At 50.0% G+C, this 13,062-nt stretch carries 9 protein-coding genes; 4 read left to right on the top strand and 5 right to left on the bottom strand.

Annotated elements, in window-relative coordinates; genetic code table 11:
• The first annotated feature begins 116 nt into the window (after positions 1-116).
• On the top strand, positions 117-2,573 hold the full coding sequence (locus N7E73_RS00505) for a PEP/pyruvate-binding domain-containing protein (RefSeq protein WP_432736716.1): 2,457 nt from the start codon (positions 117-119) through the stop codon (positions 2,571-2,573).
• Positions 2,557-3,633: a protein-tyrosine phosphatase family protein gene (locus N7E73_RS00500; RefSeq protein ID WP_432736714.1), complete on the top strand. Its 1,077-nt coding sequence runs from the start codon at positions 2,557-2,559 to the stop codon at positions 3,631-3,633. The genes N7E73_RS00505 and N7E73_RS00500 overlap by 17 nt, the downstream gene beginning before the upstream one ends.
• Here the strand turns inward: N7E73_RS00500 and N7E73_RS00495 are convergent.
• A complete protein-coding gene (locus N7E73_RS00495; RefSeq protein ID WP_432736711.1) occupies positions 3,630-4,904 on the bottom strand; it encodes a phenylacetate--CoA ligase family protein in 1,275 nt (424 codons plus the stop codon). The genes N7E73_RS00500 and N7E73_RS00495 overlap by 4 nt on opposite strands.
• 236 nt (positions 4,905-5,140) lie before the next feature.
• Here N7E73_RS00495 and N7E73_RS00490 point away from each other — a divergent pair, with 236 nt between their 5' ends.
• A complete protein-coding gene (locus tag N7E73_RS00490) occupies positions 5,141-7,429 on the top strand; it encodes a mechanosensitive ion channel family protein (RefSeq protein ID WP_432736710.1) in 2,289 nt (762 codons plus the stop codon).
• A 29-nt stretch (positions 7,430-7,458) separates the two neighbouring features.
• Positions 7,459-8,523 carry a magnesium/cobalt transporter CorA gene (gene corA, locus N7E73_RS00485; protein ID WP_432736707.1) on the top strand — a complete coding sequence of 355 codons (1,065 nt, stop codon included), beginning with the start codon at positions 7,459-7,461 and terminating at the stop codon, positions 8,521-8,523.
• Between the two features lie 174 nt (positions 8,524-8,697).
• On the opposite strand, the gene N7E73_RS00480 is transcribed toward corA, so the two are convergent.
• From N7E73_RS00480 to N7E73_RS00465, 4 genes are read right to left on the bottom strand one after another with little or no spacing between them, the layout of a single operon-like run.
• Positions 8,698-9,459: an ABC transporter ATP-binding protein gene (locus N7E73_RS00480; RefSeq protein WP_432736706.1), complete on the bottom strand. Its 762-nt coding sequence runs from the start codon at positions 9,457-9,459 to the stop codon at positions 8,698-8,700.
• Positions 9,459-10,295 carry an ABC transporter permease gene (locus N7E73_RS00475; protein WP_432736704.1) on the bottom strand — a complete coding sequence of 279 codons (837 nt, stop codon included), beginning with the start codon at positions 10,293-10,295 and terminating at the stop codon, positions 9,459-9,461. The genes N7E73_RS00480 and N7E73_RS00475 overlap by 1 nt, the downstream gene beginning before the upstream one ends.
• A gap of 49 nt (positions 10,296-10,344) precedes the next feature.
• Positions 10,345-11,472, bottom strand: a complete 1,128-nt coding sequence (locus tag N7E73_RS00470) for a CmpA/NrtA family ABC transporter substrate-binding protein (RefSeq protein ID WP_432736702.1) — start codon at positions 11,470-11,472, stop codon at positions 10,345-10,347.
• A gap of 19 nt (positions 11,473-11,491) precedes the next feature.
• Positions 11,492-12,625 carry a double-cubane-cluster-containing anaerobic reductase gene (locus N7E73_RS00465; protein ID WP_432736700.1) on the bottom strand — a complete coding sequence of 378 codons (1,134 nt, stop codon included), beginning with the start codon at positions 12,623-12,625 and terminating at the stop codon, positions 11,492-11,494.
• Between the last annotated feature and the right edge of the window lie 437 nt (positions 12,626-13,062).

Here is a 13,062-nt window from a genome sequence, read left to right as displayed (position 1 = left end):
AACTCTTTGTACAAGATGTTGAAAGATATTACGTAACGGATAGCTGGACCATCTGGTAACAAATTATGTGTTCCGGCATTACACGTACTGGCATCTACAGTCGAAAGCGGGGAATTATGGGGCGTTTTGATGTATTGAAATTTGTTCTTGGCCGGGTGTTTACTCCCGGTTCAAGTCTGCAAGGAAAGTTCAAAGCTTTTAAGATGCTGCTTGAATATGACGCACGTGCACTGGACCTGATAGCTGATCTTGAGGATATTTTTCATGGGCGCAGGCTGGTGGATAGATTCTTTGTAAACGGAGCCGTCAATGAGCTGGCTGAGGCCGTAAAAGGTATGGTTGTATGCCTGCAGGATATGAATCCGCTTGTTTATCAGAAGCTTGATGACTGTTTTGATGATCTTGTTGCCAAGGTCCATGCCAGCGCGAAGTTCCCGTTACCAGATAGTGGTCCTCCCTATACAATTCCATTGATTGAGGCTGGTGAAAAACTGCATCTGGCCGGCGGCAAGGGGGCAAATCTGGGCCGGGTGCTTGCTCTTGGAGACGTCGCAGTTCCTCCCGGCTTTGTTATCACGGCTAATTCATTCCAATATTTTATTGATTACAACGGACTGCGCCAGGAGCTTGAGGCGCGACTCGCCAGAATGGAAGCCGGTGACCGGGCCCGGTTATCTGGACTCACGCTGGAAATGCAGGAACTTATTCTGGACGGGGAAGTTCCGCCGGACCTGGCCTGTGAAATTGAGGCACGTATCGCCCAGTTACTTCCGGACGGGGGATTGCTGGCTGTCCGTTCCAGTGCGCTTTCCGAGGATAGTGAGATTTCCTTTGCCGGTCAGTATGCCAGTGAGCTGAACATCAGACCGGAGGATGTGCTTGACGGTTACAAGCGGGTTCTGGCCGGTAAATATTGTCCCCGTGCTGTTTCGTATCGAATTTCGAACGGACTAACTGACAATGACACGGCCATGGCGGTACTGGTAATTCCCATGATCGAAGCCGTCTGCGCCGGTGTGGCCTACTCGGTCGACCCCGACTGTATGAACAGGGACTCTGTCGGCATTTATGCGGTGCGCGGGCTTGGGGGGACTCTGGTGGACGGTAGCGTGGTCCCGACCAAGGTTTCACTTCTGCGCAGTGATGATCCGGTTCCGGTCAGTGATTGTGTATTCAATCCGGATATGTTGCCGGAAGAAGCTGTTCTTAAGAAGCTTGCGTCATGCGTGCTGCGTCTTGAAAATCATTTCGGCTGCCCGCAGGATGTTGAATGGGCTGTTGATGGTACCGGAAATTTTTATATTCTACAGACCAGACCTTTGCAGCGTGAACATTCCTCTGCCACGGTAGAACACGGTCCAATACCGGCCATGCCGGTAATTGAGGGACTTGAACGTGCATCATACGGTGCCGGATGCGGAGAAATATATTTTGCCCGGACTGGCGAGGAGATTGCCCGGATTCCTGAAGGCTCTGTTGTTGTAACCCCGACTCTTAAGCCCGCACTTCTGACCTTTTCCGCAAACATGAATGCAGTGCTTGCCGTTAACGGAAGCAGGGCGAGCCATTTTGCCTCTGTTGCAAGGGAAATGGGAATTCCCGTGCTGGTCGGAAATATAATGGACAGCTTCAGGCCGGGGCAGCTTGTTACCGTGGATGGCCGTGAGGGGGCGATCTACGATGGCTGTGTGGAAGATGTTTTGACCCGCTCTTTCAGCAGTGCCGGTGTTTCCCAGCGGGTCCTTGATCTTTACAGGGATATTGCTCCGCATACAGTAAAGTTGAATCTTACTGATGTTGAGGCGGATTTATTCAATCCGCAGGGGTGCCGTTCACTCCATGACTTTGTCCGCTATTGCCATGAAATGTCTGTGCGCGAAATGTTTTCGCTGGTGGATCGGCGCGGTTTGGGAATGAGGGCAGCCAGAAGGTTGGAGACCGGGCTTCCGTTGGTTATCTATCTTATGGACCTTGAGGGCGGACTTACCCGGGAGTCCGCAGGCAACAAGACCTTGTTTCCGCAGGATATGCTCAGTCTACCGATGGTTCACCTCTGGCGTGGACTTTCCGACAGCAGGGTATCTTGGCCGGAATCCATGACCCATGTGGATTGGGAGGATTTTGACCGAATGTCCGCAGGGATATTTACAAAGGATTCAAAGCTGCTGGCCAGTTACGGGATTCTTGCTGAAGATTACCTGCACCTGTTGATCCGCTTCGGATACCACCTTTCCGAAGTGGATGCCCTGTGCGGGGACGTGGCAGGGCAGAATTACATCCGCTTCCGCTTCAAGGGAGGCGGAGCCGGAATGGAAAACAGGATTCTGCGGGTTGAATTCATTAAAAGAGTGCTTGAGCATTACGGGTTTGATACGACCCTTCGCGGCGATATGCTGGACGCAGTCAGTTCCAGATTGGATCGGGACGCAACGGCAGGGCAGTTGAGGGTTCTTGGGTATCTGCTGGCAGTCACCAGACTTATGGACATGCGGCTTGAAACTGGCGATCAGGTGGATGCCGAAGTTATAAATTTTGTGAACGAAGCGGAGAGTCTCGATGGTGACCTGCAATAATTCCCGTGCATATCTTATTACCTGGGTTACGGATCAACTTGCTGTCGGCTGCGCTCCCATGAGCTATGACCAGCTTGATTCCATTCGGGAACAGGGCATAGATGCCATAATCAATCTATGCGGTGAGTTCTGTGACCTGCATGAGATTGAGCGAGGAGCCGGTTTCGAAGTTCATTATCTGCCGCTTGCTGATGAGGAGGCTCCCGGGCTGATTGAGCTGGAGAATGCGCTGGCATGGATGGATGAGGCCATTTACCTCGGTAAGAAGGTCCTTATTCATTGCCGTCATGGAATCGGGCGTACCGGTACTGTCTTGAATGCCTACCTTTTGAGGCGAGGGTTGGGCCACAAGCTGGCCGGAAAGAAGATGAGGTCGCTACGTTCAAAACCGGCGAATTTCGCCCAGTGGTGGACGGTACGTAAATACGGTCGCAAAAGCGGTAAATTGTCTGCCCGTGCTCCATCGCTTGAATTCAAGCGTCTGGTGGATCTTTCGCCTTTTTTCAACGACTACTTAAAACTGGTGGAAGAAGTGGAGAGTCGCGCTGCAAAGTCAAATTCCCGCACTCTCTGCGGACTTGATCATGACCGCTGCTGCCGCACTCCGGTCCGTCTTTCGTTGGTTGAGGCCCTGCACCTGAGCCATTGTATGAATTTGGAACTGACTCAGGAAGAGAGATTACAGGTCATTGAGAAGGCTGTTGAAACCTCCCGCGCAGAAAGGAAACTCCGAAGGGAGTTGGAAAGCGCGGGTAACAGCGATTACTGCCTGTCCGGTGCAGGGATGAGTTGTCCGCTGCTCAGCGAAGGAAAATGCATGCTGTTTGATTTTCGTCCCCTGCAGTGCCGGGCTCACGGGCTGGATATCTCCAATGACGGACAACTCTGGCACAATGTTTTGATCCCGCAGCTTGATCGGGTTTCGTTTGAAATCTGGTTTGCATACACCGGAGTACTGCATGAAGAAGTCATGCCTGCTTTTCCTCTTCCGGATGTTGTTTCCGGCAAATTTATTGAGCAGCTTTTCAAGCTTATGATGGTTCACGGGCTAAGCAACTAGAACCGTTTGTCTATTACTCTCCTTATCTTGCCGGTTGTTTCAATTCGCGGAATTCCTCCGGGTGGAACTATAAGAATTTTGAATACGCGGATGCTGTTCTTTTCTCGATTTGAGCCTATTGCTTCGATCTTGTTACTCATGCAGCGGTAGACCTTGCTGGAAAGTTCATAGTCATCGACTGCTTCACAGTCGGAGGCCTCGACCCTGAGGATGATGTCAGTTTCCTTGCCGTTAAGTTCAAGACGAACCTGAAATACAGGAGCGAGTTGCCGGAATTCCTTGAGGCACGAGCCGATTTGTTCCAGAGATATAGAGTCGTGACTGAATTCGAGGATTTCATCCGAGCGTTGCAGCAACTTGAATCTGGGGGCTGTCCGACCGCACGGACACGGCTCGTCGATCCACTGAATGTTATCCCCGACCCGCATGCGTACCGCAGGCTGAAGCGTGCGTATGAGCGAAGTGGCTATTATTCCTCCTGCCTCATCGCTTTCTACTATGGAGTAAGGCTGAAGAATATGGTGCTCAGTGCCCTGGCAGAATTTGCACTGGAAACCGATGGGCCCTACTTCTGCAGCCCCGTAGCCTGCCGAATGGAAAGATGCACGCGGCCATATGGAGGAAAGATATTCTTTCTGTTCCGCAGTAAGCGGGGTAGAGGCGAAGCTGACTTTTTCAATATCAAGGTCTATGCTGCGCCGATATGCTTCCTGAGCGATCTGAACCAGAGTTGGCGATATACCGAAAATTGTGTTCGGCCTCATCATTTTGAGGTATTCAAGTGTTTTTTCCACCGGCTGGTTGTCAGTAATGGGCAGGATGTTACATTGTATTTTTTCCAGCGCTCTGAATGTGATCAGGAAACCGGTCCAGAAGGCGCCGGCACGGATGCAGTTTGCAACGAGGTCTCCGGGTCTGATCCCACTTGCTTCCAGACCGTAGGCGGTTCCTTCGCATACCTCATTGAATTCATCCAGCCCGTAACGGGCAAAGGTCATGCGTCCTGAGGTTCCACCGGTGGAGAAGGTGTAGAATCCTCCTGTAGTGCGGGTGAAGAGGGTCTGACTGCAGGTCTGTCCTTCGGAGCAAAGTGACTGCTTGTCAATTATCGGAAGTCTTTTCAGGTCTTCAAGACTCTTGAGAGGAAGATCAATTCCTTCGTATAGTTTCTTGTAGAAAGGAGCTTGAACAGCAAGGCCTAGAATCTGGTTCAGCTTCTCGAGCTTGTGGGTCTTAGCGATGGATATGTCGGCGTAGTTGAGATCGGTCATTATTGCCTCCCGATGTTTTTCCACTTCCGGAGATTAAAACCTTTTCAGTCGGATGATAGCAGATTCACGGTATAAGTGAATACTGTTTGTTTGATGTATTGAAGTTTGAAGCCTATTTTCGGTGGATGTCGGGCATGAATAATTTGCCGTTCGTGTATGTGTAAGATATTCTGCCAATTATACATGGTCGTATTTTGGTGTACTCTTTTATTGATTTTAAACGGAGACGTTCTTCTGTGTCGAAAGTAAGTTGTAAGTTGTTTGCTGGTGCCGTTCTGGTTCTGTTTGTGACTATGTTGCTACCGTCCGTTCTTATTGCGGGACAGGAGGAGGATTATAGTCTTGCTGCCAGTCGAATCAGCAGTTTCAAACAGTTTGAGGCTGAGGAACTGATCAACTATGCCCAGCTTCAGGAACTTCTTAAAATTTCTCAGGCTAACCTGACAACGTGGGGCCATAAGTTTCAACAGATAGCCCTTGCAGAGCGCTCCTCGTTGGCTTCTCCCATGCAGCGTAAGCGGCTAAAGAACCGTCTTGGGAATCTTGGCCAAAGGTCATTGGATATGCTTGATGATCTGAAACAGGCTCGTGAAGACTGTTCGGCCCGTCTTGAGATTCTGAATTCGTTCACCCGGGCCTGGACCTCAGCCCCAGATGGTGCTCCTGAAGATGTAGTAAGGATGCTGTCTGACGGACTAAGGGATGTCAAAAAGCTTAAAGCTGATTCTGAAAAGCAGCTTCAGAAAATAGACTATCAGCTCAAGCTTGCCATGCGTCTGCAGGACCGAATTGACGGTCTGGATAAGGGTGAGAAAAACAATCTGTTCCAGCTTTGGAATTCATGGCTGCTTGATGGCAAGGACCCGGCATTTATCCCCGAGTTCTGGCATAAGATTCTTCCTTCCAAGGCATGGATGGATTTGAAGAAATCAGAGTTCAATTCCGCCGGAGAAACTCTTAATAATGGATTCGTCCGGTTTGCCTTTATTGTATTAGCTCTCTTTACGACAGGGCTTTTCCTGATCCGGATGATGGACAAGAGCGACTATTTTCAGAACCGCTCCGAGATAGAGCGCTGGAAATCTTTGCGTCTTATGACTATCGCCTGCTTATCCTTTGCAATTTACGGTTCAGCCAAGGCTGTTTTCGGAGATTCCCTTGACGCAGTCGCGTTGATGGCATTCGGAGTGTTCTATTGGTCGGTGCTAAGACTTTCCAAATTGATCTGTCGGGAGAAGGTCAGGTTTGTAACCGGAGAAGCCCGTGCAGCCCTTCTTTTTATTGTCAGCGGACTTTTGCTTGAACAGCAGGTTCCGGGACGGTTGGTCATTTGCATCTTCCTGCTGGTTCTTGCCGCGTTCTGGGCTTACGGAATGTATCGGAACTGGCGGCGGGGGCGTCTGCAGGGTATGTCCATCATATCCCGCAAGGACAATCTGCTTTTCCCGTTGTTTCTGGTCGCCCTTTTTGGGTACGGCAGACTGGCTTGCGTTTTTGCCATACTATGGTCTCTTGGCCTGTTCATAAGGGGTTTCGGCTCTGCCTGGACCCATATCCTTTTTCACCGGACTGAAATGAGCGTTCAACTCAAGAAGGGGCTTGTGCGCAGTCTGGCTGTTCCTGCTGGCTGGTCAGTAGGTATTGGGCTGGCTGCCTTCTGGCTAAGTGATTTTTTTGGAAGAAGTGCCGTCGCCAGCCTGATGGAGCTGAATTATACTCATGACGATTATTCTATATCCCTTGGCAGCCTTGTCTGGCTGGCAATAGTGTTTTTTATGACCCGCCAGTGCGTGTCTGCATTTAACATTTCCATCGAGTACGTGGGAAGCAGATGGGCAAAGGGCAAGAGGGGAGCGGTGCCGTCTATCCAGACTCTGTTTACCTACGCCGTGTGGTCGCTGTTTTCTCTCGTCGGCTTGAACGTGCTGGGACTAAGTCTAACCAGCATAACCGTTATTGCCGGTGGTCTCAGTGTCGGTATCGGATTCGGTCTGCAGAACATCGTTAATAACTTTATCGGTGGGCTCATTCTGCTTTTCGGACGATCCATCCAGCAGGGGGACGTCATAGAGATTGGCGGACTCTGGTGTACGGTACGGAAGATCAATATCCGAACCACACTGGTAGAGACATTCGAGAATGCCGTAATCATGATTCCCAACTCCGATCTTGTCGCTACTCAGGTGACAAACTGGACCAAGAACAACTCCATAATCCGGCGTGATATTCTTGTCGGGGTTGCCTACGGTTCTGATATTGATAAAGTTAAGGCCGTCCTTCTGGGGCTTGCTGCCGCTCACACTCATGTCTTGAAGAACCCTGCTCCCTATGTCCACTTCAACAACTTCGGCAACAGCAGTCTCGATTTCATTCTGCGGGTCTGGATTGATGATATAGACGTTACCCTTGTCACCATGTCTGAACTGCGTTTCGCCATTGACAAGGCTTTCCGTGAAGAGAAGATAGAGATTGCATTCCCTCAGCTGGATATTCATGTGAGAGACATTGCGAATGCTGCAGGCTGATTAACACGACCATTTTTGCGGAGGTATTCATGGCACGTTTTCTAAGGAAGAATGACCTCAAGGCGGGGCTTCCCCCCGGAGCTCTGGTCTTCACAGGTAAGCAGAAGGTCGAAAAACCGATCCTCCGGTATGTAGCCTACAATTCGGAAGAAATGGAGGATCTCAGCATCGGGGAACTTGAAGAAATCGAGGATGTTGAAGACATCGGGATGATTTCATGGCTCAATGTCGACGGTGTTCATGATTCCGAGTTGATCAGGGAGATGGGCGAATATTTCAGTCTGTCGCCAATGGTGCTGGAGGATATTCAGGATACCGGGCAGAGACCGTCCATTACGGAATTTCAGGATTATGTGTTTGTAACCTTGAAAATATTCTGCATGGACGATGAGGGCGGTAGGCTGAAGACCGATCAGGTCTGCTTTATTCTTGGTCCCGATTACCTGATTTCTTTTCAGGAGCAACCCGGATCGGTTTTTGAACCAGTGCGCAACAGACTGTTGCGCAAGAAAGGCAGGATAAGGAGCAAGGGAGCCGATTATCTGCTGTATGCCCTCATTGACTGTATTCTGGAGAACTACCACCAGGTAATAGAGAAGGTCGGTGAGAGAATAGAGGAAATGGAAGAAGAGGTCGTGGATAACCCTGTGTCCGAATTGCTTGAAGAGATCAACTACTACCGTCGGGAAGTGGCATATATGCGCAAGTCCGTTCGCCCGGTGCGTGAGATTGTCGGAAAGCTCAATAAGACCGAAACCGATTTTATCACGGAAGGCTCACTGCCATTTTACCGGGAACTCTCAGGGATGTCCGACCAGATTTTTGATTCCCTTGAAATATACAAGGAAATGCTCTCGGACCTCTACAATACGTACAACATGGCCATAAGCACCCGTCTTAACGAGACCATGAAGTTCCTTACCGTTTTTGCGACCATATTCATTCCGTTGACCTTCCTTGCCGGTATTTACGGAATGAATTTTGAATTTATTCCTGAGCTCAAGTTCAAGTACGGATATTTTGTACTGCTTGGTGTAATGCTGGCCATATTCCTCGGTATGCTGGGATATTTCAGGAAAAAGAAATGGATATGAGTATATTTTTTAGGGATTCCAAAGGGGCTTAGCTCTTTTGGCCGCCGGCGGAGAAATCAGATCGTCAAAAGCGCAAAGCGCATCAAAACTGGCCTCGCAGAGCCGCCGGAGGCATTGCATGTAAGGCCAGAAGATCTGTTCTCATTGAAATCCTATGCTTAACAGCCTGTTAACTCAGTGTTCAAGCTCTTTGAGTATATAATCTGTAAGTTCTCCGAATTGCGGCACTGACCTGCTGCGCGGCCTTTCCATGTCAACGTCGAGGACCCGGCGGATGCGCCCCGGTCGGCTGGACATGATCACTATCCTGTCGGCGAGGTAGATAGCTTCATCCACGCTGTGGGTAACGAGGATGATGGTTTTGCGGGTCATTTCCCAGACTTTGAGAAGCTCCTTCTGAAGCAGGATGCGGGTGTGCGCGTCAAGCGCACCGAATGGTTCGTCCATGAGCAGCACATCGGGATTGTTTGCCAGAGCCCTTGCTATTGCAACTCTCTGGCGCATTCCACCGGATAATTCGTGCGGATAGGCGTGCCTGAAATCTGTCATGTTAATCATGCGGATATATTTCTCGGCTTCAGCGTAGCGGTTTTTTTTGTCGACCCCGGCGAATTCCAGCCCGGAAGCAACATTGTCCAGCACGTTCAGCCACGGGAAAAGGGAATATTCCTGAAAAACCATTCCAACCTGAGCCGTTGGCCCGGTAATGGGTGTTCCCTTGTACTGGACATTTCCGGAAGAACTTTTTTCCAACCCTGCGGCAATACGCAGTATTGTGGATTTACCGCAGCCGGAAGGGCCGACAATGCAGGTGAAGGAGTTGTGGGGAACCTCAAGGCTGACTCCGTCCACAGCTACGAAAGTTGTTCCGTTGCGGGTCAGGAATTCCTTGCTGAGTCTTTCAATATTTATAACTGGTTGTGCTTCCATGCTCATCAGTCGTCCATCCTGCGCCATGAGAATTTATTCTTTTCAATCCACCTGAAACCGGAATCCATGGCCGCTCCTACAAAACCTATGGAGATCATGCCTGCAATTACGATGTCCGTAGATGCAAGGGTGAAGGCATGAGTTATCATGTAGCCTACCCCTGAAAGCGAGCCGGGCAGCATCTCTGCGGAAACAAGACACATCCAGGCAATACCAAGGCCTATGCGCATACCGGTTATGATGGACGGCATGGCCGCAGGGAGCAGTACTTTGCGGAAAATTTGGCCTTCAGTCGCGCCGAGGACCCTTGCGGAATCAATAAGAGTTTTGTTGACGTTGCGGACCCCGTGAATAGTGGATGTGAGGATGGGGTAGAATGCTCCTATGAAGATGATGAAGAGCATGGAAAATTTGATGTTGTCCAGATAGATGTAAAGTCTGCCGCTTTCAACCCCGCTTATGGTTGCCAAGCTTGAAATTCCGAACCAGGCCATTACCAGCGGAACCCATGCAAGGGGCGGGATTGGTCTGAACAGGTTCAGGAATCCGTTGAAAAATTTGAATACAGTGCCGTAATAACCCATGACAACCCCGAGCGGGATGGCCAGCAGGGCGGCCAGGGTGTAGCCCATGATTACCCGCACGAGACTTACAAGCACATTTACGGCCAGCGAGCCCATGCTGATGAGATCCGCGGTCGGGTCCAGAATGATCATGCCGACCTGCTCTATTCCGGGCAGTATGACCTGATTTCCTATGCGATGGGCCAGCGCTGTCCAGATGACAGCCAGCAGGGCCGGAGCCATTACGGGCAATGTAAGTGAGAGGGCACGTGCTTTCATTTGAATATGGACAGGGCGGAACTAGGCGTTCCGCCCTTTTTTTTAGCTGTTATTTACCAAGGCTGTTGTTGACGAATGTGAAGTCGAAGAGAAGCGGAGAAGCTGTTTTGATATCAACATCTTTCATCTGCCCCTTGAGCTTCTTCATGCTGTTGAGCATGGCGAGGAACTGGGCTTCACCGTTCAGCCAGTTCTCTGTGGGGTTGGTGGTGTAGATGATGGTGGATTTCTCAACTGCTTCAGCCGGGACTCCGATCCATTCGGCAGCGATCTTTGCGGAGTCTTTCTTGTGGCTGTTGCTCCATTCGGAAGCGGCGGTCATGAGGTCGGTCATGCCCTGAACCACAGCGGGATTCTCTGAAATGAGTGCTTCGTTTGCTCCCATTACGCAACAGGGGAAGTCGGTCCAGTGTCCTGCGGGGGGAAGATCCCTTGAATCAAGACCGATGTGTCCTACGTGTTTGTACTCGGCTACTACGGGATGCGGAGCAGGTCCAACCCAGCAGTCAACCTGTTTGCCGAGCAGGGCAGGAATCAGGTTGGATGTTGATTTGAGGTCGACCATGAGAATGTCGGCATCGGCATTGTTGGGGTTGTCGGTGATTTTGTAACCGGCCTTGTGCAGCGCACCTTCAAATACGATTCTGGGTGCACTGGTAGGGGAATGATAACCCAGCTTGAGCGGGGTTTTGGAGTTCTTGATGGCTTCCGCGACATCGTCCCAGCCGTTGATTTTGCTGTCGGCAGGGAAGACCATGCTCATGCCGTCCACATGCATGGGGCAGAGAATCTTGATTTTGGTTCCCTTGTCGACTCCGCTCATGAAGGCTGTGCTGGAAGCAAGGCCGAGGTCAAGGCGGTTCATCGCGAACAGGGTTGAGGTTTCAGAACCGCTCTTGGACACGATCAGGTTGATCACTGCCAGAGTGGAGCCGTCCTTTGAAATCAGCTTGTACTTCTGTTTGGGAACCATCTCTTCAAAATAGGCTCCGCACTCCTTGAATTCACTTCCCTTGATGGCTGCTACCATCAGCGGGGTGTGGTGGGTGGTGAAGACGTAGCCCATGTAAAGGCTGGGCGGGCTCTGTTTAGCCTGCGCAATCCCTGCACTGAGCACAAGCCCCAGCAGCACCGTGAGGACACACAGTCCTCTGAAACAGTTAGGTATCGATCTCATCACTTTCCTCCTGGTTTGGTTATTCGGCCAGCTCCATAAAAGCCTCAATGCGTGTACGAAGCTGTTCAGCATCTGATTCAGAGTAGTCGGTCTCTATATGAAGGAAGGGCAGCCCCATTTCCCTTTCAACGAATCTGCCAAGGGTGGTGGATTCCGCATTGTAGGTATGGCAGCCGATCCAGGTGAGGTCGATGATTGCGTCCACCTCATAAACCGCGGCAAGTTCGCGAATGGATTCCTCCCTGCCGTGGTTGGGGGTCATGCATGAGCAGGGAACCTGCAGGTAGCGGCGGGCAATGGCCTCGTAAGGATCACCTTCCTCATCAACAGGCAGGGTCAGACCTTTAAGGCCTGAACAGTTTTCCATGCACACCACGTGGGCCCCCAGTTCTTCGGCAATGGTTACTGCCTTTTCAGAACCCTTGCCCACCGGACATCCGGTCAGGAGGATTCGCACCCCTTTTTTCTCTGTGAGGTCGGTACGGGTATAGTATTCTTCGAGTTCGGATTTGAGTTTGCGCAGTTGATCCAGATAGGTCTCCGGATAAACAGAAAAGCTCTTGCTTTCCTGCACAGCCAGAATTTCACGGGCCGTAAGGGGAGAGCGGCGGTCAGCAGCGAGGATCATCAGGTCATAAAGCTCTTTGCGGATTTCATTCTGGAGCCTGATTTCAGCTTTCAGGGCTGATTCGGTGATTTTGCTGCCGGACTGGGCATAAAGGAATTCTTCAAGTTCCCGTAGTCCGCTTATCCAGTATTCCAGTGCTGCCGGGCTGTTCTGAGTGTGGGGCAGGTGCATGAGATGGAGCGGCCTTATCTCCTTCATCAGTTCATACATCTTTTTTTTGCCGTCACAGGTGGTCTCGGCAATGATGAAGTCGGAAAATCCGAAAAATGGGCAGGTATCGGTAACGGCGTAGCCGTAACTGGATTTAATGAGCGGGCAGAAGCTGGCAGGCAGGTCCTTCTCCGCATCGCGGATAGGGGTCTGTTTTTTCCCACAGAGGCTTACCGGGACAATACCGGCGGCCCGGATAAGCTCGTTGGGAGCGTAGATGCAGTATACACCGGCGATCTTTCCTCCCTGTCTGTTCCATTCATCCAGTTCGGCAATGGCGTATTCAGAAAAAGAAATGAACGGTTTTAAATCCATCAGATTCCCATCCTGTTAATTTGAGCATAAAAAACCTGTATATTCAGCTATAAACATCAGGTGGGATAATTAGAAATCATAAAAGTACAAACGAGTCCAATCGGTTGTGAGGATTGGTTGTAGTGGTGTTTATCCGAAAATATGATAATTAAGATTTGATTGCTCTATGTTAGAGGTGTTAAAGATGGCCTAAACGTTATATAATATGAATTAATATGATAATAATTTGGTGGTGTTTTCGTATCATTGAAAACAGTAAGCAGTGATGCCAGTTTTATAATACTTACTAAAATATTTGGTTGGAATGGCAGGCGCGTACTTCTACATTTGGTACATTGTAAGATGTAACAATATTGTAGGTGCTAAATGGGTTAATTTTAAATTTATATATTTAATTATATATGGTAACGCATTATTAGTTTAGTTGATTTATGACT

Source organism: Maridesulfovibrio sp. FT414 (genome assembly GCF_050916235.1).
Taxonomy (GTDB): domain Bacteria; phylum Desulfobacterota; class Desulfovibrionia; order Desulfovibrionales; family Desulfovibrionaceae; genus Maridesulfovibrio.
The sequence above is the reverse complement of the archived record's forward strand: the minus strand, read 5'-3'. Positions and strand labels throughout refer to the sequence as shown.